The sequence below is a fragment of the Rathayibacter sp. AY1D9 genome (genome assembly GCF_002932395.1).
Classification (GTDB): domain Bacteria; phylum Actinomycetota; class Actinomycetes; order Actinomycetales; family Microbacteriaceae; genus Rathayibacter.
On sequence record NZ_PSVQ01000006.1, the window covers coordinates 34864 to 58063 of the forward strand.

Sequence of the window (23200 nt, forward strand, 5' to 3'; positions counted from 1 at the left end):
GCTGAACCACCGGGGAGCGCCCCCGGCCCTGCGGGGCCGGGGGCGCTCCTGCGCGTGCGGGGGAGATCTCGATACGCCTCCGGGGCTGCTCGATCAGCATGTTCGCCGTACTGCTGGTCGAGCAGCGGCGCCTCGAGACTCCAGCTCGGTCAGCGGGCGTCGGCCAGGCGCATCGTTCCGCCGGCCTGGGCGGCGAAGGCGCGGGCGGTCGCCGCGATGGTGCGCTGCATGACCCGCGCCGCGGCGGTCGGCGCGAGGTCCGCCGGGCGCGCGAGGCTGATCGTCCGGGTCAGCGTGGGCTTCTCGAGCGTCGGCTCCTCGATGCGGATCGAGCGCAGCCCCGGGCGCCCCTGCAGCACCATCGCCGGGACGACCGCGACGCCCAGGCCCCGCTCGGCGAAGCGCAGCACCGCGTCCATCTCGGCGCCCTCCAGCACCACGTCCGGCTCCAGGCCCGCGGCGGCGAACGCGGCGTCGGTCGTGCGGCGCAGGTCGTAGCTGGAGTTGAAGACGATCTGCGGGAGGCGGGCGACCGCGGCCAGGTCGAGCGCGCCGGTCGCGGCGAGGGGAGGCTCTGCGGCGGAGGAGACCACGACGAGCTCCTCGACGAGCAGCGGGGTCACCGTGAAGGCGCCGGGAGCGGCCGCGGTCGAGGTCGTCACCAGCGCCAGGTCGAGCTCGCCCCGGGCCAGCCGGTCGAAGAGGCTCCGCGACCCGTCCTCGGCGAGGTGCAGCTCCACGGCGGGATGCACGGAGTGGAAGGCGTGCAGCACCTCCGCGACGAGGCTGATGCAGAGCGTCGGCGTCGCGCCGAACCGCACCCGGCCGCGCTCGAGCCCGGCCAGCTCGGCCAGCTCGCGGCGCACCGATCCGGCGTCGGCGAGCATGCGCCGGGCGAGCGGCAGCAGCAGCTCGCCGGCCGGTGTGAGGGTGCTGCCGGAGCGCGCCCGGTGGAAGAGCTCGGAGCCGAGGTCCTGCTCCAGCGCGGCGATCCGGCGGCTCAGGGAGGGCTGCGCGAGGTGCAGCTCCTCGGCGGCGCGGGTGAAGCTGCCGAGGCGGGCGACCTCGACGAAACCGGTGAGCTGCTCGAGATCCACGTGCATACCCTACGCGCATGTCCGTGCCCAGCATTATGCATTGGAGTAATCGAAGCGCCGTGCCTAGCGTGGAGGCATGACCACTTCAGAGACCACCGCACCGGAGCGCCGGATCTCCACCTCCGTCCTCGTCATCGGCACCGGCGGATCGGGCCTGCGCGCCGCGATCGAGCTCGCCGAGGCGGGCGTCGACGTCCTCGCGCTCGGCAAGCGCTCGAAGTCGGACGCGCACACCTCCCTCGCCGCCGGCGGCATCAACGCCGCCCTCGCCACGATGGACCCCGACGACAGCTGGCAGCAGCACGCGGCCGACACCATCACCGAGTCCTACCAGCTCGCCAACCCGCACACGGTCGAGATCGTCACCTCCAACGCCGCCCGCGGCATCCAGGACCTCGAGCGCTACGGCATGCCGTTCGCCCGCGAGGACGACGGCCGCATCTCGCAGCGCTTCTTCGGCGCGCACACCTACCGCCGGACCGCCTTCGCGGGCGACTACACCGGCCTCGAGATCCAGCGCACGCTCGTCAACCGGGCCGCCCAGCTCGAGATCCCGATCCTGGACACCGTGTACGTCACCCGCATCCTCGTCAACGAGGACGGAGCAGTGTTCGGCGCCTACGGCTTCGACCTCGTCGACGGCACCCGCTACCTGATCCATGCGGATGCGGTGATCCTCGCCGCGGGCGGCCACAACCGCATCTGGCGCCGCACCTCCTCCCGCCGGGACGAGAACACGGGCGACTCGTTCCGCCTGGCCGTCGAGGCCGGCGGCCGCCTGCGCGACCCCGAGCTCGTCCAGTTCCACCCGTCGGGCATCATCGAGCCCGAGAACGCGGCGGGCACGCTGATCTCCGAGGCCGCGCGCGGCGAGGGCGGCATCCTCCGCAACGGCCTCGGCGAGCGCTTCATGGGCAAGTACGACGCCGAGCGCCTCGAGCTCTCGACCCGCGACCGCGTCGCCCTCGCCTGCTACACCGAGATCAAGGAGGGTCGCGGCACGCCGAACGGCGGGGTCTGGCTCGACGTCTCGCACCTGCCGCGCGAGACGATCATGACCCGGCTGCCGCGGGTGTACCAGACGATGCTCGAGCTGCAGATGCTCGACATCACGAAGGACCCGATCGAGATCGCGCCCACGGCGCACTACTCGATGGGCGGGGTCTGGGTGCGCTCGGACGACCACAGCACCGACGTCCCCGGGCTCTACGCGATCGGAGAGGCCTCCAGTGGACTGCACGGCGCGAACCGCCTCGGCGGCAACTCGCTGATCGAGCTGCTGGTGTTCGGCCGCATCGTCGGGCAGGCGGCGGCGGAGTACTCCGCCTCACTGACCGCCCAGACGCGCTCGGCCGCGTCCGTCCAGGTCGCCCGCGACGAGATCGCCGGCCTGCTCGCGGCCGACGGCACCGAGAACGTCCGCGCCCTGCAGCGCGCGATCCGCAACACGATGACCGAGCACGCCGGAGTCGTCCGCGACGAGGAGGGCCTGCTCGCCGGGCTCGCCGAGCTGGACGCGATCGAGGCGCGCATCGCCGACATCGGCGTGCACCCGGACATCGCCGGCTTCCAGGACCTCGCCCACGCCTTCGACCTCAAGTCGGCCGCGATGGCCGCGCGGGCCACCCTCGAGGCCGCCCTCGAGCGCCGGGAGAGCCGCGGCTGCCACAACCGCAGCGACTACCCGGACATCGACCCGGCCCTCCAGGTGAACCTCGTCTGGTCGCCCTCCACGGGGATCACCCGCGAGGAGATCCCCGCGGTGCCGGAGGAGATCCAGGCGCTGATCAGCGGCGAGGTCGCCACCGCGGGCAAGCTGCTCGAGTAGCAGGAACCGCGAGGGCACGACGCCGGCTCCCTTCCGAGGGGCCGGCGTCGTGCTGTGCGCGGCGCTCGCCGTCCTGATCGTCACCGCTGACCCGCCGGCGCCGCGCCGGTCCACGGTGAAGCCGCGGAGCATCCGTCGAGGAGGAGCGGACGATGCAGCCCGGAGGCCGGCGCCCGCGTCCGCGCGGGAGGCGGCAGCGCATCCCCGCCGGACGCCCGGCCCCTCTCGACTCGCCGACGGCGCGGTCCTACAGTGGCTGCGACGACCCTCGACTCCCGCCGCGGGACCGACGGCGCCGTCGCGAGCGGAGGGAAGCCGTGTCCTCGACCGCCCCCGTGCCCGGAGCCGACGCCGACACCTCGACGAGGCTCCGCGACTTCCACCAGATCCTCCTCAACACCGCCGTCGCGAACGTGACGACGAGCTTCCTCTGGTTCGCGCTCACGTTCTGGGTGTACCTCGAGACGCGCTCCGTCCTGGCGACCGGGATCATCGGCGGCGCCTACATGCTGCTCGTCGCGGTCTTCGCGATGGCCTTCGGCACGATCGTGGACCGGCACCGCAAGTTCCGCGTCATGGTGTTCGCCGGCGCGGTCACGCTGGTGTCCTTCGGCGTCGCAGGCGGTCTCTTCCTCGCGCTGCCCGAGGCGGCGCTCCTGGACTTCCGCGCCCCGTGGTTCTGGGTGTTCTCGGGCACGATCCTCTTCGGCGCCGTCATCGAGAACATGCGCAACATCGCCCTGTCCACGACGGTGACCCTGCTGGTCCCGGTGGAGGGGCACGCCCGCGCGAACGGCCTCGTCGGCACGGTCCAGGGCCTCGCCTTCGTGGTGACGAGCGTCTTCAGCGGGCTCGCCATCGGCCTGCTCGGCATGGGGTGGACGCTGGTGATCGCGATCGGCCTCTCCACCGCCGCGCTCCTGCACCTCCTCTTCCTGCGCATCCCGGAGGACCGGCCCGCGCCGACGGGGGAGAGGGCGCCGCTGATCGATCTCCGCGGCAGCATCACCGCGGTGCGGGCGGCGACCGGGCTGTTCGCGCTCATCGTCTTCTCGACGTTCAACAACCTGATCGGCGGCGTCTACATGGCGCTGATGGACCCGTACGGCCTCGAGCTGTTCCCGGTCGAGCTGTGGGGCGTGGTGCTCGGAGTGACGGCGACCGGTTTCGTCATCGGCGGTCTGCTCGTCGCGAGGTTCGGTCTCGGGAGGAACCCGATCCGGACGATGCTGCTGCTCGTGATGGCGATGGGCCTGATCGGCGCGGTCTTCACCCTCCGCGACTGGTGGTGGCTCTACGCCGGCGGCATCTGGATCTACATGACCCTGATCCCGGCGGTCGAGGCCGCCGAGCAGACGGTGATCCAGAAGGTCGTCCCCTTCGAGACCCAGGGGCGCGTCTTCGGCTTCGCGGCGGCGTTCGAGTCGGCCGCCGCTCCGATCACGTCGTTCCTCATCGCCCCGATCGCCGAGTTCGCGCTCATCCCGTACATGGAGTCGCCGGCCGGGCGCTCGGCGTTCGGCGGGCTGCTCGGCGACGGCATCGGCCGGGGGATCGCGCTGGTGTTCCTGGTCGGCGGAGTCGTCATGATCATCGCGGCCGGCGCGGCGATGCTCACCCGCTCCTACCGCGTCATGTCGGCGCAGTACCTGCGGGAGGCCGCGGCGAGCGGGGAGGCGGAGCCCGTCCGCACGGAGGCGCCGGAGACGCACCGGACCGCGCCGAGCACCGTCGAGCAGAACCGCTAGCGCCCGCAGACGCCGCCCGTCATGCGCCTCCGGGGGGTCCGGCGGACCGGACGGCGCGGACACGAGGGGGACGTGCCGGATGCCCCCTCCCCAGGGTGCGGCGTCCGGCACGTCGGCTGCGACCACCCGGTCGAGGGGCCCTCCTCGACTCCCGAGCGCTCCGCTGCCCCGCGCCTCCGGAGGGAGACATCGGGGCATGCGGCGCCGGCGGGGGGGGAGGGCTCTGGTTCCCCGCCCCGCCGGCGCCGGCCGCCCGCGAGGGGCGGCGAGGATGCTCGTTCGGGCGTGCCTCGAGTGACGGCTACATGCCGTCACTGAGCATGGACTGCACCAGCTTCACGTGGCGCTCGAGGTTCAGCTGGCTGAACTCGCTGTTGTAGTTGAGGCCGTAGTTCAAGATGTGACCCGGGGTGCACTGGATTGTCGCGTCCGGTCCGTCCCAGGTGCGCAGCAGTGCCAGGGCCGAGTCCCAGCTGCTGTTCTCGCAGTTCGTGTTGAAGGTGGTCGACGTGCCCAAGCCCACGGTGTGCGAGATCTCGTGCATGGCGGTGCCCTCCACCATGTAGACGCGCTCCTTGCCGAAGCGGATCTGGCCGTAGATGTTCGCATCGGCCGTCGGGGTTCCGGGGCTGTACGAGACGGTCAGGGAGCGGGAGATGTTGCTGAGGCGGTTGTAGCGCGCCACGGCGCGGTCCATCGCGTCGGTGATGCGGGCGTAGGCGTCGGCCTCGTCCGCGGTCGGGCTCGCGACGCGGTTCAGCGTCCAGGTGATCTTCTGCACGGTCGGATCGGTCAGTGCCCAGCGCTGGGCCTTGGAGCCGGTGCAGGTCCACTGCTGAATGGGGGAGCCGTCGATCTGGCGGAAGTCCTTGTTGTCGAGGCAGAGGTCGCTGTGCCGATTAGCGATCTCGGCGTAGCCTCCGCCGACGGAGGTGATCCGCCACTGCTGGGCGGTGCTTCCGTTGCAGCTCCACTGCCGCACCTCCGAGCCCGGAGTGGTGCCGAAGTCGAAGTTGTCGAGGCAGAGGTTGCTGAAGGTGTTCTTGATCTCGGCGTAGCCGGTGCCGAGGTCGGTGACCTGCCAGCGCTGGTTGCTCCCCTCGGTGCAGCTCCACTGCCGCACCTCGGCTCCGGGCTGAGTGCCGAAGTCGAAGTCGTCGAGACACATGCTGCTGTGCTGGTTGCGGATCTCCTGCGCCGATCCGAGGCCGACCGGGGCGGTGGCTGCAGAGGCGGGCGAGCTGATGCCGAAGGTCGTGATGCCGACGACGGCCGCGATCAGGGCGCCGATCAGGCGCTTGGAGGGGTGGGACTTCGTTGTCCGGGACATGGGTGCCTTTCACAGACATCCGGCGTCCCCGAAGGGACGCGGATGAGGGTCGCAGGAAGGAGCCGTGTCCGAAGGGATCGGAGCACGGCAGAGGATGCGCCGGAGCGACCGGGATGGTGATCCGGTCGTCCCGCCGCGGGACGCGTCAGCGCCGACGCTCCGAGTGGGATGGGAAGCTGATCACGACCTGCATGTTGACGTGGACAACCATCGACCGGTCGCGGAGCCGGTGTCAAGTGCCGGTCTCGAGCGGATCCGGTCCGAGCCCCGCCGGGCGAGGGTGATCCGTCCACGCGGATCCCCGTGCTCGCAGGGAGAGAGCGCTCACACCCGCCGTCGCTGCGGCATCGCCCGGGAATCCGCCATTGTTACCGTTAACAAAAGTCGGTACGGTGTCACCTGAAGTGGGCAAGCGCGTCCTCGCGCCTCGCGTCCCACTCCGACCGGTTCGAAGGCGAACCTGAGAGGAACGTCGATGATGACGACAGCACCACCCTCCCGCCGCACCCTCCCGCCGCAGGCCCACGCCCGGCCCCGATGACTGTCGGCCCGGCCGACACCTTCCACGCGGTGACCGCGGTCGGCGCCCGCAGCGCGCGACGTCTCGTCCTCGCACCCACGTCGACCTCCGCCTCCCGATCACGGGTCGCCAGGCCCGCGTCCCGGGCCGCCTTCCGGCGATTCCCTCCCCGCCAGACGGACGCCGGACTCACCACTCCGCCGGCCGATCGCGCGGGCTCCGTCCTCCCCCTCCGACCCCTCACCTGAAGGACCCCCCATGTCACGAACCCCCCGGCAGGAGCGCACCCGGCGCTCACGCCTCCCCCGAGCGGGCGCCGCGCTGACGCTCGCCATCGCCTGCCTCGGCGGCGTACTCGGACCGATCGGCGCCGCCGGCGCCGCAGAGACCGTCCCCGCTCCCGCGCTGCAGTACTCGTTCGACGGCATCGGCGCGACGCTCGCCAATGGAGCCGTCGTCGCCGACTCCGCTCCGGGCAACCACCCCGGCACCCTGATCAACTCCGGCGCGACCAGCGTCGCGGGTCCCTCCGGCGCCTCCACCGACCGCGCTCTCTCGCTCCCGGGCGGATCGAGCACGTCGGCCGCGCCGCACGTCCGGATCGCCCCGGGCCTGATCCCCGCCGGCACGCAGGACGTCACGATGTCCGCCTGGCTGCGCTGGAGCGGTGCTCCGGACTGCACCTGGCCCTTCACGCTCGGCTCCAGCGTCGACTCCCACGTCCTCTCCACCACGAAGTGCGGACCGGCCGGCTTCGGCGCGATCAAGAGCGGCTCCGAGGTGCGGGCCGCAGGCAACACTCCGATCGCCGCGAACCGCTGGGTGCACATGGCGGTCGTCGTCAAGGGCGGCCAGTCGGTCTCGACCTACTTCGACGGAGCTCTCGTCGGCCAGGGCAGCACGACCTTCACCGCCGCGTCCGCGATCGGCACGTCCACGTTCTCCGGCTTCCTCGGCAAATCGTTCTACGGCGCGGACGCCTACTGGGCCGGTGCCATCGACGACATGCAGGTCTGGACCTCCGCGCTCACCGCCGGCCAGGTGCAGCAGAGCGCCGCATCCGTGCACTCGGTTCTCGCGAACCAGGACGCCGCCGTCTCGCTCGGCGACACCTCGAACGTGACCTCGAACCTCGCCCTCCCCACGACCGGCGCCAACGGCTCCACGATCACCTGGACGTCGAGCGCCCCCGGCGTCGTCAGCACCAGCGGCGTCGTCACCCGGCCCGCCGCGGGCAGCCCGGACGCCACCGTCACGCTGACCCCGACCGCCGTCCACGGCGGCATCACCGTCGTCGGCCGTGCCACCACCGTGTTCGTCCCGGCGTACGCCGCCGGTGACAGCGCCGAGGCCGAGCTCGCCCGGGCCGTCGCCGACGGCATCAGCAACGATCCCGCTCTCGCCGGACCGGTGCGCGGCAGCCTGAACCTGCCCTCGACCGGAGCCGACGTCGCCGCCACCGCCGCGCGCGCGAACAGCTCCAGCGCCGTGGTCAGCTGGACCTCGTCGAACGAGGCCGTCATCACCTCCGCCGACAAGGGCACCGCGCCGAACGTCGTCGCGAAGGGCTCGCTCACGCGCCCGTCCGCCGACACCACCGTCACCCTCACCGCGACGGTCACGGTGCCCGGCACCACGCCCCTCGTGCGGACGCTCACGCGCACCGTTCCGGCCGCGGCTCCCGTGGCCGCGAGCGACCTCGACGCGTACCTGTTCGCGTACTTCACCGGCGACAGCATCGAAGGCGAGAAGATCCGCTTCGCGACCTCCGACGGCAACGACTCGCTCACGTGGAAGACCCTGAACGACGCCCAGCCGATCCTCACCTCCACCATGGGCACGAAGGGGCTGCGCGACCCGTTCGTCTTCCGCTCGAAGGAGGGCGACCGCTTCTTCCTGATGGCCACCGACCTCTCCGTCGGCACCACCGGCTTCGGCGGATCGACCAACCGCGGCAGCCGCTACCTCGAGATCTGGGAGTCCACGGACCTCGTCAACTGGGGCCAGCAGCGCCACGTCGAGGTCAACCTGCCCAACGCGGGCATGACCTGGGCACCGGAGGCCACCTACGACCCCACCATCGACGCCTACGTCGTCTACTGGACCTCGGCCCTCTTCACCGACAGCACGCGCAACGTCGAGGACGGCAACGGACCGCAGATCCTCACGTCCACCACCCGCGACTTCCGCGACTTCACCACCCCCGAGGTCTGGTTCAAGGCCGCTGACGTCCCCTCGCTCAACAAGAGCAACGGACTGATCGACGCCACGATGCTCAAGGACGGCGACACCTACTACCGCTTCACGAAGGCGACCCAGACCAGCGGCTGCCCCTCGCCCGACATCATCGGACAGAAGTCGACGAACCTCCGCGCCACCACCGCCTCCGGTGCGTGGAGCCTCATCGACACCTGCATCGGCCGCACCGCCGGAACGCCGGAGGTCGAGGGTCCCGAGATCTTCAAGACCAACGAGGGCGACCGGGCGGGGTACAAGTACTTCCTCTGGACCGACAACTACGGCGGACGCGGCTACATCCCGCTCGGCACGAACTCGCTCGAGGGCGACATCCAGTGGACGATCCCCAGCAGCTTCTCGCTGCCGACGTCGCCCCGCCACGGATCCGTCGTCTCCATCACTGCGAAGGAGCGCGACGGGCTCGCCGCGAAGTGGAACCCGTCGCTCCTGGTGACCTCGATCGACGCCGTGGCGCGGACCGTTCAGGCCGGATCGACCACCGTCGACCTGCCCGCCACGGTGGGCGCGACGTTCAAGGACGGCCACCGTGAGACGGTCGCCGTGACGTGGGCGACCGCCGATCTCAGCTCGCTGAAGAAGGCGGGCGACACCGTGCAGGTGCGCGGACAGCTCGCCAACTCGGCAGCGACGCCGGCCATCGCCACCATCACCGCCACGGCTCCTCCCGGACCGTCGCTGACGGCCTCGGCCGCGAGCCGCTGCGTCGCCGGCAAGGTGACGGTCACCGCGACCGGCACCAACACGAGCGGCTCCACGGTCGAGATGACCGTCGGCTCGCAGTGGGGGAGCAGGACCTTCGCCGGGGTCGCTCCCGGCAAGTCCGTGTCCGCCGCCTTCACCACCCGGGCGACCTCGGTCACCGCGGGCGAGGTGAGCGTCGCCTCGAAGGACGCGAACGGCACCAGGACGGCCACCGCGCCGTACTCGGCGCTCACCTGCCGCTAGGCCGGTGACAGGGGAGGGGCGGCGTCCAGCCGCCCCTCCCCTGACCTCCTCCGTTCCGGGGCCTCCGGCCACCGGAGCAGGGGAGCATGGACCCTGGGTCCGTGCTCCCCGCATCCACCTCTCCCACGGAAGTAGACGAACAATGCGGTTCCGACGCACGACGGCCCTCCTGGTCGCCGCGAGCCTGACAGCGGGAGGGGCTGCGCTCGGCGCGGCACCCGCACAGGCCGCGGTGCCCAGCCCGGTCCTCTCCTACGACTTCTCCTCGTCCGCCGCCGTCGGCTCCGCCGTGGGCGCGGGCACGACCCTGACCGACTCCGCTGCCGGCCGCTCCGCCACCGTGCGCGGGACCGGAGCGACGACCGTCGCCGGTCCGCGCGGCGGCACCGACCGCGCACTCCGCCTCCCCGGCGGCGCCGCAGGCAGCTCCGCCGCCTACGCCGAGATCGCGCCGGGACTGACCACGGCGGCCACCACCGACGTGACCATGTCGGCCTGGCTGCGCTGGGAGGGGAACCAGAACTGCAGCTGGGCGTACGCGCTCGGGCAGTCGACCGAGCGGTACCTCTTCACCACGCCCCAGTGCGGAAGCAGCCTGATCGGTGCCGTGAAGAACGGCTCGGAGCAGCGCGCGGCCGACTCCGGTCCCGCCGCCACCGGCCGCTGGAGCCACGTCGCCGTGGTCCTGCGCAGCGGCGTCAGCGTCTCGACCTACGTCGACGGCCGGCTCGCCCAGACCACCCCGACCTCCGCGACCGGAGCGGCGACTGTCGGCACCTCCGCCTTCTCCGGCCTCCTCGGCAAGTCGTTCTACGGCCCCGACCCTCTCTTCGGCGGGGCGATGGACGACGTGCACGTCTACTCCTCCGCACTGACCCAGGACCAGGTGCGCGAGGACGCGGCTCCGGCCGCTGCCGCGATCGCTGCATCGGACGCCGCCGCGGCGACCATCGCCGTGACCGGACCCGTCACCAGCGACCTCTCCCTCCCGACCCGCGGCGCGGGCGGCTCCGTCCTCACCTGGGCGAGCAGCGACCCCGCGGTGATCGGCACCGACGGCTCCGTGCGCCGCCCGGCACCCGGCTCGGCGAACGCCACCGTGACCCTGACCCCGACCGCGACGTTCGCCGGATCCGCCGCCACCGGCACCGCGCGAACCGTCACCGTCGCCGCCGACACCGAGGCCGACGCCACGGCGCGCCTGCGCACCGCCCTCGTCGTCCCGCCGACCGTCGCCTCCGGAACCGCTCTTCCCACGGTCGCCGGCTACACCGTGTCGTGGAGCGCGGACGGTGCCGGCCTGTCCGGCAGCCGCCTCGTGAACGACTCGGCGACCGACCGGGCACTCGCGCTCACCGCCTCCGTGAAGGTCGGCGCCACCACGCTGACGAAGACCTTCCGCACCACCGTCCTCAGCGCCTCCACGGCGAAGACCGTGGTGTCGTACACCCGGACGCCGACCGGCGAGGACAAGGCGAACCAGGACACGATCGCCCGCGGCCTCCACCTGGCACTCGGCTCGTCCGTCGCCGACGCAGCACCGCTCTCGGGCAACTCGGGAGTCCTCTTCGCCGACGGGGTCTTCCTCGGAACCGACAAGGCCGACAACCGCGGCCTCGCGAACCCCTCGCTGTTCACCTTCGCCGACGGCACCGTCGGCGTGATCGCCACGCGCGTCCTGCAGTCGGGCGCGTCCGACGGCACCGGGGCCTCGAGCGCTCTGATCTTCAAGGCCACGGACGCCACCGCGTCCGACTTCACCGAGCTCGGCGTCATCGACCTCGGCACCACCGGCGGCGTCGTCGCGCCGAAGGCCGTCTTCGACACGGACCAGAACCGCTACCTCGTCTCCTGGACCGATTCCTCCGGGGCGGCGAAGTACACGACCGTCACTGACCTCGCCCGCACCGAGCTCCGCGCGCAGGCGTTCTGGCCGAAGGACGGCGGCCGTCGCAGCGTCGTCGTGACCGACGGGAACCGCGGTGCGGTCCTCGGAGGAAGCCCCGCCACCGTCGCCGCTCCCGACCTCTCCGGAGTCCCGGGCCGCGTCGCCGACGCTCTGCCGGGCGGCGCGCTGACGGTCTCCGGCTCCGTCGCCGACTCGCTCGTGAAGAAGTTCGGCCGCACGGTCAACACCGGATCCTCGGTCGCACCGCAGACGATCGATCAGGGCGACACCTCCGCCCTGTCCGGAGTGAAGGCGCAGCTCTCCTACAACGACGGCTCGACCGGCAGCCTCGGCATCGACTGGAACCAGCAGCAGCTCGCCGACCTCGCCGCGAAGGGCCCGGGAACGTACGACCTCTCCGGGACCGTCCGCCAGCGGCAGTACAACGAGCCGTTCGCCTACAACCGCGCGGATCCGACGATCTACCGCTACGAGCGCAACGGGAAGACGCAGTACCTCTTCACCGCCACGGACGACACGAACAACAACAACGTCGCCTCGCAGCACCTGCCGATCCGGGTCGCCGACAGCATCGACCAGCTCAGCGACGACAACGGCGGACGAGCCCGTGAGGTGGACCTCCTCAACCGCACCACGCGGATGGACCGCACCGCCGAGGGCAAGGTGATCGCGGGCTGCTACTGGGCCCCCGAGATCCACGAGATCGGCGGCAAGCTCTCCATCCTGTTCGCCCCGTGCTTCAACCCGGACAACGACCAGTCGAACCAGAACGGTCAGTGGTTCACGGTGCAGGCGCACATCATGCAGCTGCGCGACGGCGGGGACCCCGCGAACCCCTCCGACTGGAGCGCGCCGCGCGCCGTCGTGAAGAGCGATGGGAGCGCCCTCGGACGCCCCGGCACGGGACGCAACATCAGCCTCGACATGACCTACTTCGAGTCCGGTGGAACTGCGTACTACGCCTGGTCCCAGCGCTACGTCGACAACGGAGTGAGCGACCCGGCGACCTGGATCGCCAAGGTCGATCCCGCCAACCCCACCCGCGTCATCGGCGAGCCGACCCCGATCATCGTGCCCTCGCTGACGTTCGAGGACCACCTGTCCGAGGGAGCGTTCGCGATCCAGCGCGACGGGAGGATCACGCTCGTCTACTCCAGCAGCGGCGTCAGCCCGAAGTACATCGTGGGCGGCGCCTGGGCGAAGGAGGGCAGTGACCTGACCGACATCGCGAGCTGGACCAAGTACGACGCCCCGCTCCTGCAGAGCGTTCCCATGCCCGACGGCGTCCTCGACTACCGCACCTACGAGCAGGGTCCCGGCCACGGAGCCGTCACCCAGGACGAGGACGGCAACGACGTGTACGTCTACCACACCTGGGGCAACGGAGTCGGGGGTGACGGCCGCGACACCCGTCTCGCCCGCATCCACTACGCCGCCGACGGCCGGCCGGTCTTCGATCTGACGCCGACGGAGGAGGTCGCACCCGCGAACCGGACTGTGACCGCGAAGGTCACCGTCACGTCGCCGCTGACCGTGACCGCCACGGCGTCGACCCGCTGCGTCAGCGGGAAGGTCGTCCTGACCACTGTGGTCAAGAACGACAGCCGCTCGATCATGGACATCACGACCGTCACCGCCTTCGGCTCGAAGACCGTGACCGGAGTCGCTCCGGGATCGTCCGCGTCGAGCGCCGTCACCACCCGAGCGGTCTCGATCCCCGCGGGGTCGGTGGCCGCGACAGGAAAGGCCGTCGTCGACGGGAAGACCATCAGCACGCAGACGAGCGTCGACTACTCGGCACGCAGCTGCCGTTGAGAAGGCGGGGGAGCGGGCGCCACGATCGCCCGCTCCTCCGCTGTCCCGCCCCGACCGGCACTGCGCCCGACCTGCAGCGCCGCCACCTCTGGAGGACGACCGACGAGATGCACCACAGAGTGAGAACCAGGACCGTCCCGACCACCGGGCTCGTGCTGACGAAGGTCGTGCAGTCGCACCCCCTCACCGAGGAGAAGGACGACGGAGCGGCCGGGAGCGCAGCTGCCGTCGGAGGACACGACCTCCTGCTGATCAACGGCAACGCCCTCCCTCTCTCCTGAGCCCCCCTGCGCCGTACGGACGGGTCCTCGACCCTGATCGCCCGACGATCCCGCCGCGGCGGCATCACCACCGGCTGCGGACCGGGGCGGCGATCGGGCCGGATCCTGCTGTCCGGACCGATCGCTGATGTGCGAACCTCTCCTGAGCGGACTCCCGGATGCGGGCCGACCGTGACCGGTCCGGCCCGTTCCTCTCGTTGCAGCAGGAGACCGCCGTTCCCCAGGAGACACCCGTGATGCGCCTCGATCGATTCCTCGTGTCCCTGGCACGCTCTGCGCGGTGCACGAACCGCTGCGGAGCCTGCGGGCTCGACTGCAGCATCGACGTCTTCATCCTGATCGCGCTCGCGACCGGAGAGAACCGCGACGAGACCCGCCTGCGAGCAGTCCTCGACCTCCGCTCCGGCGACCGTGTCGAGGTCCTCGAGGTGCGCAAGCGGCTCCTCCGGCTCTCCCGCCGGGGCCTGGTGCTCCTGGAGAGAGGCAGGAGGACCGCACTGCAGCGCATCGAGCGCTTCTCGATCACGCGCGACGGCCGGGCCTTCCTGGCGTCCCACGCGAGAGCGCTGGACCTCCTCGCCGAGGAGATCCACGTCGCGCTGCTGTCCCGCTGACGAGCGGAGTGCCTGTGCGGGCGCACGCGGGACGTCTCCTGGTCGGCCGTCGTCGGACCGGTCGTGTCGGTGACGCTCCAGGTGGAGCGACTTCGACACGTGCGTCGCCTCCGACCGCGTCCCGAGCGCTCCGGGGCAGCACGAGGCATCGCCGACCGTCATGGGCGCCGCGCTCGCGACCGTGCTGCCGCGGCGCGAGGCGGTGGCGGCGCTCCTCGAGGACGCCGTCCCTGCTGCATCCTCAGCAGTGCGAGGCCGGCCTGGGGCTCGCCTCGACCCAGGAGCCGGGTCCGGGGACAGGCCTGTCCTGATCCTCGACCGCAGAAGGAAGAGTCTCGGTCCCGGTCGAGCTCCTCCGACCGGGATCCGCCTCACGCCGGAACGCGCCCTTCGTGCATCACCCCGTGCTGGAGAGCTGGATGATCTCGGAGATCACCGCGGCTCGAGTGTCGTCCGGTATCCGATCGCCTCCGAGGGAGTGGTGTGACCACAGGCCGTCAGCCGCAAGGCAGGCGATGAACTGGCGGAGAGTGATCGGATCGGTCGCGGTCTCCTCTGCGGGGGGCGTCCACCTTCGGCGCACCTCCGCTACCGGCGCTCGGAGAGCGGTGTCGCTGCCCGTGGCCTGGAGGAGTCCGATCTGCATGTGCGTCGACGGCGTCAGGGCGACGGTGACGTAGGCACTCACGCGCTCCGTCAAGGTGGCCTCGTCCGCCGTCTTCCCCGCGACGTCGATCAGCTGGGCTTCCCAGCCGGCCGCGACGTGCTCCTGGAGAGCATGGGCGAGATCGGCTCGATCGCGGAAGTGGTACATCATTCCGCCGCGTGTCAGCCCAGCCTCTTCGGCAGTCGCTTCGAGCGTGACGCGGACAGATCCTTCCCGCGCCGCGGCGCGTACCGTGGCGTCGAGGATCCGAGTCCGGTTGTTGGGTCGCGTCGCGCGAGGAGACGTCCGAGGAGAGGGCAGGACCTCCTCACCGCTGGGTGGGTTCGATTCCATGTCGTGATCGATTCCGCCGCTCCCTCGGTCCGAGTGAGCGGCTAGGGACGGCGGGTGCTGAGGCGGCCCGGAGGGTGTCGACGCGGCCGCACGAGCGGGTGCGACAGCGTCGGCCGCCAGTTTGCCATCCTCTCCTGCCGACGTCGGAAGGTGAGGCCCGACCCCCTCGGTGTCGAACTGTCCTGACGACGGCGCTGGTGCCTCTTCGTCAACCTGGTCTTCGTCGCCTTCGGCCTCGTCGGCGGGGCTCTCGTGCTCCGCGAGAGCAAGGCGGAAGGAGACAACCGCTACGACGTCTGGGGAACCGTCACGGTGACCCTGGGACTGGGCGCGATCGTCTACGGGTTCACGCGGGCTGAGCACGGATGGGGCGCGATCGACACCGTCGCCTTCCTCGCACTCGGCATCGTCCTGCTGACCGTCTTCGTGCTCATCGAACGCAAGGTCGACCAGCCGTTGCTGCCCCTGCGCGTCATCCTGCGTCGTGTGCGAGGCGGCGCGATCCTGATCCAGGCCGCCAATGGCGCCGTGATGATCGGGGCCATCCTCTAGCTCGCGTTCTACTTCCAGATCGTGCTCGGAATGGGACCGCTGATGGCAGGGCTCGCGAACCTCGCCATGACCGTCGCGATCATGGCGTTCTCGCCCGTCACCACGAAGATCCTCAACACGTTCGGCCCCCGACCCCTGATGATCGTCGGGCCGCTCGTCTCGGCAGCAGGGATCTTCCTGCTCCTCGGCATCACCCCGGACGGAAACTACTTCCTCCAGGTCCTGCCCGCCCTGGTCGTGCTCGGAATCGGACTCTCCATGCTCTTCGTGCCCGTCCAGAACCTCGCCCTTCTCGGGGTCGAGAACGAGGACGCCGGAGTGGCCTCCGCCGTCGTCAACTCCGTCTTCCACATCGGCGGGTCCATCGGTCTCGCGGTGTTCACCGTGTTCTACGCGAGCACCGCGGACTCCGCCATCGCGTCCGGAACGGCCGAGCTCACCGCATTCACCGACGGCTACAAGGCCGTGTTCCTGGCCGCAGCAGTGACCATGGTCGCCGCCTCTCTCACCGGATTCCTCCTCATCCGAGGGAAGAAGGAAGATCTGAACCCCGCCTGGGACGAGGCGGAGGCCGCCCTCGTCCACTGAGACGATGCCGAAGGGGCGGGCCGGTTCGTGCAGCAGCGGCAGACCGGCTCGCCTCTTCCCGTCCGACTCACGACACCCCGTACGTCGCCGACCGACGACCTCCCCTCGATGGGGAGTCGTTCGTGGATCGCAACGGTCCGGTCGTCCGACGCGGCCGCGTCATCCGGTGGGTCTTCTCCCGCGATGCCGGCTGCACCGCCGAGATCATCGAGGGTCGCGACCCGGTCGCCCGGCACATCACCGCAGACCGGAACGACGACGCCCGGCCGCCCTCAGGTGAGAGGCGGCCGGGCGTCGTCGGTCGGAGGACCCGGTCAGGTCAGCCGCAGCGGAGCGCCGGGTAGGCGGCGCTCACGGGAGCGGAGGCGCTGCCGACGGTGGCGACCCCCTGGACGGTGCCGGCGGCGACCGAGGCGGCCCGCGTGGTCACGGCCAGCGAGGCGGTCCGGCCCGCATCGATCTGCTGCGTCTTCGCGCCCCACAGGGTGTTCCAGCGGAGGTCTGCGGTCGACGCGGCCTTGTTGACAGTGGTCAGCGTGACGACCACCTTGCCCGCGACGCAGCGAGCCGCTGCAGTGGCGGTGACGGGCACAGCCGGCGCCTTCACGGTGATCGTCGCCGTGACGGTGCGGTTGGCCGAGGCCACCTCCTGCTCCTTCGAGAGCGAGAGGTCGAGCCGGCCGCTCGCGCGGATGTTCACGCCCTTGAACCAGGTGTTGCGGTCCGAATCGAACAGGCCGCCCGCGTTCTGCGGATCGGTCGCCGTGTGCGGGTCCGGGTAGGGGCGGGCGTGGTAGGCGAGGAGCAGGTTGCCCGACTCGTCCTCGACGAACGAGTTGTGCCCGGTGCCGGCCTGCTGGCGCGAGAAGTACTGCGTCTCGTCCGCGCCGAGGCGGCCCAGGTAGGTGTCCTCGGTGTCCAGCACGGGGAACGCGGTCTGCGTCCACGTCGCGGGGTTGAGGAGGTCGGCACTCGCGTCGGCCGTGAGCAGGCCGAGCGAGTAGTACTTGTCGACCGTTCCGCCCGAGTAGGTGAGGTACATGCGTCCTCCCTTGGACACGATGAACGGCGCCTCGACGACGCCCTGGTCGTTGCCCTCGGTGGTGTCGGACGGGGTCGGCGAGCGCTTGCCCGACTCCCACGGCTGGCTCTCGCCGTAGATGCGGGTGACCGCACCGGTGACCAGCGGGACGGTGCCCTTGGGCCCCATCGTCGCCTTGGCGAGGGAGAGCGTGTTGCCGTTGGGCAGGACCCAGTAGCCCTGGGTGGCGCCGTTCTCCTGGCGGTCGATGTAGCTGACGTCGAAGGCCGCGCCCTCGAGGACGACCGGCTCGCCCCACTTCGTCTGGTCGAGGAATCCGCCCTCGGCGATCGAGGCGTCGGTCCCGGTGTAGGGGATCAGGACGGTGTTGTCGCACCAGCCGCCCACAGGCGCGTAGCCCTTGTTCATGCCGGCGACGATCCACCAGGTGCCGTTGATCTTGTGGAACTCCTGCGCCCAGATGTATCCGCCCCAGCCGTAGAAGGTGTTCGGGTACTGGCTCTGGCGACCGGGCGTGCCGGCGTCGGGGTCGATCACGATCTGCTCGGGAGCGGAGTCGAGACCGGCGATGGTCTTCGAGCGCTTGAGGCCGATCTTGCGGTAGCTGGAGCTCTCCTCGATCGGGCCGAGCGAGTCCTGACCGTAGTGCGAGCCCGTGAGGTAGTAGTAGCCGTCGTCCTCGTTGAAGAAGACGTGCGGATCCGCGCGGGCCTCGTTGACCATCGCCTCGGGGTCCTGCTGGACGGAGCCGGTGACCCGGTAGGTCCCGGGACGCGAGGTGTCGACGGCGGTGGTCAGATCGTCCTGCCAGTCGACGTTGAGCGACTTGGTCGAGCCGTCGTTGTACTCCATCACGGCCTGCCCCGGGAGCGCTGCGGCGATCGCAGCGGATCCGGCGCCGGAGTCGACGGAGCCGCTGAGCGACTTCACACCGGTGTTCTTCAGGTCGACGTACTCGCGGTAGAACGTGCTGAACTCGGTCGAGGTCAGCGCCGTCTCTCCGGCCTGGCCCTGGGTGAACCCGGCGGGGAGACCCGAGCCCTGGACACCGGGGACGCGGGCGTCGGCGCGGGTGGTCGCTCCGGGAGCGGTGCCGGAGGCGAGGTCCGTGAACAGCGTCACGCGGCCCTCCGTGGTGAGCAGATCGGTCCAGAACAGCTTGTAGACGCCGAGGGCGGAGTCGAAGACGATCCGCGGGTCGGTCACGACCGAGCCCGGCGCGACCCGGAGGACGCGCTGGTCGCGGAACGTGCGGCCGTCGGCGGAGCTCCAGAGGTAGACGGAGTCCGTGGCGTTGTTCTGCGACGAGACCGCGCCGAGCGAGCCGTCCTTCGAGCGGAACAGCAGCGGCGAGCCCATCTGGGCGTTCGGGCGCTGCGCCTGATCGCCGTCCTTGAGGACGGAGAGGATCGACTGCGAGCGGTTCAGCGGCTCCCAGGTGGTCGCGCCGGCGGGCAGTGCGGCCGTGAAGAGCGAGTCCGCGCGGCGGTCGTCGTTGTACGCCAGCGGGTCGTCCTTCACTCCGTTCGTCGTGGTGACGGTCTTGACGGAGGTGGCGATGCGCCCGCCGGGCACGGCGAGGGTGCTGTCCCACGCGTAGGTCTGCCCGGCGACGGCTGCCTGGAGGCGGACGGCGACGGGAGCGGTGAGGCCCGAGAGGTTCACGGCGCCGGTGGAGGAGACGCGCGCGGCGCCGGCGCCGGAGGCGGTCCACGTCACGGTGTTCCCGAGGACCTGCGCGGGCAGGTCGCCGAGCACGGTCGTGGGGACGTCGAGTGCGGCGCGCAGGTCGGTCGCCACGGTGCTGCTCGTCGCGCCCAGCTCGGCCCCGGTCAGGGCGCGGTCGTAGACGCGCAGATTGTCGAGGAGTCCGGTGAAGTACTCCCCGCCGCCCCAGTTGGCCTTGCCGATCTGCAGGACTCCGCCGGTCGATCCGAGGACCGTCGCGAGCGAGGGGCCGGCCGTCGTGACGGCGACGGGCTTCGCGTCGACGTAGAGGCGGGCGGTGCCGGCGCTCAGCACGAGATCGACGTGCTTCCACTCCGTGCTGCTCGGGCCGGTGAGGTTGCCCGAGGAGTCGCGGGCGCCGCTGTTGGCGTACCGCTCGACGGTGATGCCGTTCGTCCTGTCGAGGACGCCGACGTACTTCTCCTGGGCGTAGTCCTGGGTCGCGGCCGAGCGAGCGGCGAAGACCGACCAGCCGACGTTGTCCGCGGCGGCGGGCTTGGAGTCGTACGACAGAGTGACGGAGTCGCGACCCTTCAGCAGCGGCTGCCCGTCGGTCGCGGTGAGGTCGAGCCAGAACGAGGACGACAGCGAGACGGCGCTGCCCTGCCCGGTGCGGCCGGCGACGAGGGTCGGCGTGCCCTTCACGGCGGCACGGGTCGACCTGTCGGTGAAGGCGCCTCCGCTCGGGGCGGTGTCGAAGGTGAAGTCCGCGAGCAGGCTCTGCGCGGGAGTGGTCGCCGCTGTCGCGGCGACGGCGACCGGCACGGCGGCGCCGGCGGCGAGGGCGATCGTCGCGGATGCGGCGAGGGTGGCGGCGAGCAGGCGCGAGGGCCTGCCTCCGCCCGGGGGTCGTGACGTCATCGTCGACGTGTCCTCTCGGGTTCTGCAGCGAACCGGTGGGCGGACGGGGGATCCCGCCTGCGGTGTGGTCTTCGCACGGTACCGGCGATTGTTCACGGTAACAAGGGAGCACGACCGACAGTTGCGAAATTCCCACACCCGTCGGTCGGCCCTTTCATGCAGAAAGCCGTAGCGGGCGGACCGACAGCTCCGCGCCCGCCCCCGCCCCGCCCGGTCAGTGCCCGCGCGCGATCCACTGCTCGCGGTGCGGCGCCTCCGCTCCGATCGTCGTCGAGTCGCCGTGGCCGGTCCGGACCACCGTCGTGGCGGGCAGCGTCAGCAGGCGCTCCGTGATCGAGTCGATGATCGTCGGGAAGTCGCTGTACGAGCGGCCGGTGGCCCCCGGCCCGCCCTGGAAGAGCGTGTCGCCGGTGAACACCGTGCCGAGCGCCTCGGCGACGAAGCAGACGGCGCCGGGGGTGTGGCCCGGGGTGTGCCGCACCTCGAGCTCGACGCCGGCGACGGGCACGATCCGCCCGTCGACCAGGGCGCCGCTCGGGGCCGTACCGGGGTGCACGGCGTCCCACAGCATCCGGTCGGCCTCGTGGAGCAGCACCGGGGCGCCGGTCGCAGCGCGGACTCCCTCGACCGCGTCGAGGTGGTCGTCGTGCCCGTGGGTCAGCAGCACGGCGAGGAGCCGGCGCTCGCCGACGGCCGCGAGGATCGCGTCCGCGTCATGGGCCGCGTCGATGACGACGCACTCGGAGTCGTCGCCGACGATCCAGACGTTGTTGTCGACGTCCCAGGTGCCGCCGTCGAGGCTGAAGGTGCCGCTCGTGACGAGCTGCTCGATCCGCGCGCCCATCAGAGCACCACCACCGAGCGGAGCACGTCGCCGCCGGCCATCGTGGCGAAGGCCTCCTCGATGTCCTCGATCCCGATCCGCTCGCTCACGAACTCGTCCAGGGGCAGGCGGCCCTGGAGGTAGAGGCCGGTCAGCATCGGGAAGTCCCTCTCCGGCAGGCAGTCGCCGTACCAGCTCGACTTCAGCGAGCCGCCGCGGCCGAAGACGTCGAGCAGGGGGATCTCGAGCGTCATCTCAGGAGTCGGCACCCCGACCAGCACCACGGTCCCGGCGAGGTCGCGGGCGTAGAACGCCTGGCGCCAGGTCTCGGGGCGGCCCACGGCGTCGATGACGACGTCCGCTCCGAAGCCGTTCGTCAGGGCCTGCACGGCGGCGACGACGCCCGCCTCGTCGAGGCCGCTGGAGTCGATGACGTGCGTGGCGCCGAGCTTCTCGGCCGCGACCAGCTTCTTGGGGTCCCGGTCGATCGCGATGACCGTGCCGGCGCCCGCGAGAGCGGCGCCGACCACGGCGGCCGTGCCGACTCCTCCGCAGCCGATGACCGCGACGGAGTCGCCGCGCGTCACGTTCCCGGTGTTCATCGCCGCGCCGAGGCCGGCCATGATCCCGCAGCCGAGCAGGCCCACCGCGGCGGGGTCCGCCTCCGGATCGACCTTCGTGCACTGCTTCGCGTGCACGAGGGTCTTCTCGGCGAAGGCGCCGATCCCGAGGGCGGGGCTGAGCTCGGTGCCGTCCTCCAGGGTCATCCGCTGAGTCGCGTTGAAGGTGTCGAAGCAGTACCAGGGCTCGGCCCGGGTGCAGGCCCGGCACTCGCCGCAGACCGCGCGCCAGTTGAGGACCACGAAGTCGCCGACCGCGACATGGGTGACTCCCTCTCCGATCGCGCTGACCCGTCCGGCCGCCTCGTGACCGAGGAGGAAGGGGAAGTCGTCGCTGATCCCGCCCTCGCGGTAGTGGAAGTCGGTGTGGCAGACACCGCAGGTCTCGATGTCGACCACGGCCTCGCCCGGGCCCGGATCGGGGACGACGATGTCGACGAGCTCCACGGGAGCGCCCTTCGACCGGGCGATGACGCCGCGCACAGTGGTGGGCATGGGGGCTCCTTCGACGGGGGCGTGCAGGTCCGCTCCACAGTAACGACCGCGGGAGGCGGGTGCGCCGGGTGGACGCGGGCGCTCCCGCCCACTCCGGGGCCGGGCCGCCCGCCTCGCGGACCGCGACCCTGACAGTCGGTAGGGTGCGGGCCATGCGCACTCTGTACCCCGAGATCGAGCCCCACGACTCCGGCATGCTCGACGTCGGCGACGGCCACTCGCTCTACTGGGAGGTCTCGGGCAACCCCGAGGGCAAGCCCGTCGTGTTCCTGCACGGCGGCCCCGGAGCCGGCACCTCGCCCGCCCACCGGCGGCTGTTCGACCCCGAGAAGTACCGCATCGTGCTGTTCGACCAGCGGATGTGCGGCCGCTCCACCCCGCACGCCGGCGAGCCGGAGGCCGACCTCTCGACCAACACCACCTGGTACCTGGTCGCCGACATCGAGCGCCTCCGCGAGCACCTCGGCGTCGAGCGCTGGCTCGTGCTCGGCGGCTCCTGGGGCTCGACCCTCGCCCTCGCCTACGCCGAGACCCACCCCGAGCGGGTCAGCGAGATCGTCCTCCGCGGGATCTTCACCCTCCGGCGCGCCGAGCTCGAGTGGTTCTACGAGGGCGGCGCCGCCGCGGTCTACCCGGACCTCTGGGAGGGCTACACCTCCGTCGTCCCGGCCGGCGAGCGGGGCAGCCTCATCGAGGCGTACTACCGCCTGCTCCACGACGCGGACCCCGCCGTGCACGGCCCCGCCGGTGTCGCCTGGACCACCTGGGAGGCGTCGACCATCACCCTCCTGCAGAAGCCGGAGCTGATCGCGGACTGGTCCGATCCCGTCTTCGCGCTCGCCTTCGCCCGCATCGAGAACCACTTCTTCGTGCACAGGGGCTGGTTGGAGGAGGGGCAGCTGATCCGCGACGCCGGCGTCCTCCGCGACATCCCGGCCGTCATCGTGCAGGGCCGCTACGACATGTGCACCCCGGCCTTCACGGCCTGGGACCTGCACCGGGCCTGGCCCGAGGCCGACTTCCGGATGATCGCCGACGCGGGCCACGCCTTCGACGAGCCGGGGATCCTCGACGCGCTGATCGAGGCGACGGACCGCTTCGCGTCCTGACGGGCGGGGCGGTCCGCGCCTCGCGGCCGGGATGCC

Annotated in this window: 15 protein-coding genes; 9 read left to right on the top strand and 6 right to left on the bottom strand. The window is 71.3% G+C overall.

Annotated elements, in window-relative coordinates; translation table 11 throughout:
- Nucleotides 1-149: 149 nt before the first annotated feature.
- Nucleotides 150-1103 (bottom strand): LysR family transcriptional regulator, encoded by a 954-nt coding sequence (locus C5C50_RS04595; protein WP_104233660.1) that lies wholly within the window; start codon nt 1101-1103, stop codon nt 150-152.
- A 70-nt stretch (nt 1104-1173) separates the two neighbouring features.
- On the opposite strand from C5C50_RS04595, the gene C5C50_RS04600 reads away from it, so the two are divergent.
- Together C5C50_RS04600 and C5C50_RS04605 are read left to right on the top strand one after the other, a co-directional pair.
- On the top strand, nt 1174-2925 hold the full coding sequence (locus C5C50_RS04600) for an L-aspartate oxidase (protein ID WP_104224384.1): 1752 nt from the start codon (nt 1174-1176) through the stop codon (nt 2923-2925).
- A gap of 317 nt (nt 2926-3242) precedes the next feature.
- Nucleotides 3243-4673 (top strand): MFS transporter, encoded by a 1431-nt coding sequence (locus C5C50_RS04605; protein ID WP_374954493.1) that lies wholly within the window; start codon nt 3243-3245, stop codon nt 4671-4673.
- 301 nt (nt 4674-4974) lie between these two features.
- On the opposite strand, the gene C5C50_RS04610 is transcribed toward C5C50_RS04605, so the two are convergent.
- Nucleotides 4975-6003 carry an RICIN domain-containing protein gene (locus C5C50_RS04610; RefSeq protein ID WP_104226029.1) on the bottom strand — a complete coding sequence of 343 codons (1029 nt, stop codon included), beginning with the start codon at nt 6001-6003 and terminating at the stop codon, nt 4975-4977.
- Nucleotides 6004-6781: 778 nt separating this feature from the next.
- Between C5C50_RS04610 and C5C50_RS04615 the strand changes: the two genes are divergently transcribed.
- From C5C50_RS04615 to C5C50_RS04625, 4 genes are all read left to right on the top strand, one after another.
- On the top strand, nt 6782-9727 hold the full coding sequence (locus tag C5C50_RS04615) for an immunoglobulin-like domain-containing protein (protein WP_104272958.1): 2946 nt from the start codon (nt 6782-6784) through the stop codon (nt 9725-9727).
- A 142-nt stretch (nt 9728-9869) separates the two neighbouring features.
- Entirely contained in the window at nt 9870-13451 is a 3582-nt protein-coding gene (locus C5C50_RS04620; RefSeq protein ID WP_104272959.1) for a family 43 glycosylhydrolase, read from the top strand.
- Between the two features lie 119 nt (nt 13452-13570).
- On the top strand, nt 13571-13732 hold the full coding sequence (locus tag C5C50_RS16870; protein ID WP_181027229.1) for a hypothetical protein: 162 nt from the start codon (nt 13571-13573) through the stop codon (nt 13730-13732).
- A 233-nt stretch (nt 13733-13965) separates the two neighbouring features.
- Complete coding sequence (locus C5C50_RS04625) at nt 13966-14346, top strand: hypothetical protein (protein ID WP_104249689.1); 381 nt, start codon at nt 13966-13968, stop codon at nt 14344-14346.
- 397 nt (nt 14347-14743) lie between these two features.
- Here C5C50_RS04625 and C5C50_RS04630 read toward each other — a convergent pair whose 3' ends face one another.
- Nucleotides 14744-15346, bottom strand: a complete 603-nt coding sequence (locus tag C5C50_RS04630) for a TetR/AcrR family transcriptional regulator (RefSeq protein ID WP_104272961.1) — start codon at nt 15344-15346, stop codon at nt 14744-14746.
- Nucleotides 15347-15598: 252 nt separating this feature from the next.
- Here C5C50_RS04630 and C5C50_RS04635 point away from each other — a divergent pair, with 252 nt between their 5' ends.
- Nucleotides 15599-15898: a hypothetical protein gene (locus C5C50_RS04635; protein ID WP_104272962.1), complete on the top strand. Its 300-nt coding sequence runs from the start codon at nt 15599-15601 to the stop codon at nt 15896-15898.
- Between the two features lie 30 nt (nt 15899-15928).
- Nucleotides 15929-16486, top strand: a complete 558-nt coding sequence (locus tag C5C50_RS04640; RefSeq protein ID WP_104272963.1) for an MFS transporter — start codon at nt 15929-15931, stop codon at nt 16484-16486.
- A 319-nt stretch (nt 16487-16805) separates the two neighbouring features.
- On the opposite strand, the gene C5C50_RS04650 is transcribed toward C5C50_RS04640, so the two are convergent.
- The 3 genes from C5C50_RS04650 to C5C50_RS04660 all read right to left on the bottom strand — a co-directional run bounded on the left by C5C50_RS04650 (nt 16806) and on the right by C5C50_RS04660 (nt 22055).
- Complete coding sequence (locus tag C5C50_RS04650) at nt 16806-20117, bottom strand: family 43 glycosylhydrolase (protein ID WP_104261158.1); 3312 nt, start codon at nt 20115-20117, stop codon at nt 16806-16808.
- A 214-nt stretch (nt 20118-20331) separates the two neighbouring features.
- Complete coding sequence (locus tag C5C50_RS04655; RefSeq protein ID WP_104272964.1) at nt 20332-20961, bottom strand: MBL fold metallo-hydrolase; 630 nt, start codon at nt 20959-20961, stop codon at nt 20332-20334.
- A complete protein-coding gene (locus tag C5C50_RS04660) occupies nt 20961-22055 on the bottom strand; it encodes an S-(hydroxymethyl)mycothiol dehydrogenase (RefSeq protein WP_104226021.1) in 1095 nt (364 codons plus the stop codon). Before C5C50_RS04660 ends, C5C50_RS04655 begins: the two co-directional genes overlap by 1 nt.
- 152 nt (nt 22056-22207) lie before the next feature.
- On the opposite strand from C5C50_RS04660, the gene pip reads away from it, so the two are divergent.
- Complete coding sequence (pip, locus tag C5C50_RS04665) at nt 22208-23164, top strand: prolyl aminopeptidase (RefSeq protein WP_104226020.1); 957 nt, start codon at nt 22208-22210, stop codon at nt 23162-23164.
- The last annotated feature ends 36 nt before the right edge of the window (nt 23165-23200 follow it).

Bases quoted from the DNA above. Each gene is read 5' to 3' on its own strand.
- C5C50_RS04595 (WP_104233660.1), bottom strand. From the start codon at position 1,103: ATGCACGTGGATCTCGAGCAGCTCACCGGTTTCGTCGAGGTCGCCCGC.
- C5C50_RS04600 (WP_104224384.1), top strand. From the start codon at position 1,174: ATGACCACTTCAGAGACCACCGCACCGGAGCGCCGGATCTCCACCTCC.
- C5C50_RS04610 (WP_104226029.1), bottom strand. From the start codon at position 6,003: ATGTCCCGGACAACGAAGTCCCACCCCTCCAAGCGCCTGATCGGCGCC.
- C5C50_RS04615 (WP_104272958.1), top strand. From the start codon at position 6,782: ATGTCACGAACCCCCCGGCAGGAGCGCACCCGGCGCTCACGCCTCCCC.
- C5C50_RS04620 (WP_104272959.1), top strand. From the start codon at position 9,870: ATGCGGTTCCGACGCACGACGGCCCTCCTGGTCGCCGCGAGCCTGACA.
- C5C50_RS04630 (WP_104272961.1), bottom strand. From the start codon at position 15,346: ATGGAATCGAACCCACCCAGCGGTGAGGAGGTCCTGCCCTCTCCTCGG.
- C5C50_RS04640 (WP_104272963.1), top strand. From the start codon at position 15,929: ATGGGACCGCTGATGGCAGGGCTCGCGAACCTCGCCATGACCGTCGCG.
- C5C50_RS04650 (WP_104261158.1), bottom strand. From the start codon at position 20,117: ATGACGTCACGACCCCCGGGCGGAGGCAGGCCCTCGCGCCTGCTCGCC.
- C5C50_RS04655 (WP_104272964.1), bottom strand. From the start codon at position 20,961: ATGGGCGCGCGGATCGAGCAGCTCGTCACGAGCGGCACCTTCAGCCTC.
- C5C50_RS04660 (WP_104226021.1), bottom strand. From the start codon at position 22,055: ATGCCCACCACTGTGCGCGGCGTCATCGCCCGGTCGAAGGGCGCTCCC.
- pip (WP_104226020.1), top strand. From the start codon at position 22,208: ATGCGCACTCTGTACCCCGAGATCGAGCCCCACGACTCCGGCATGCTC.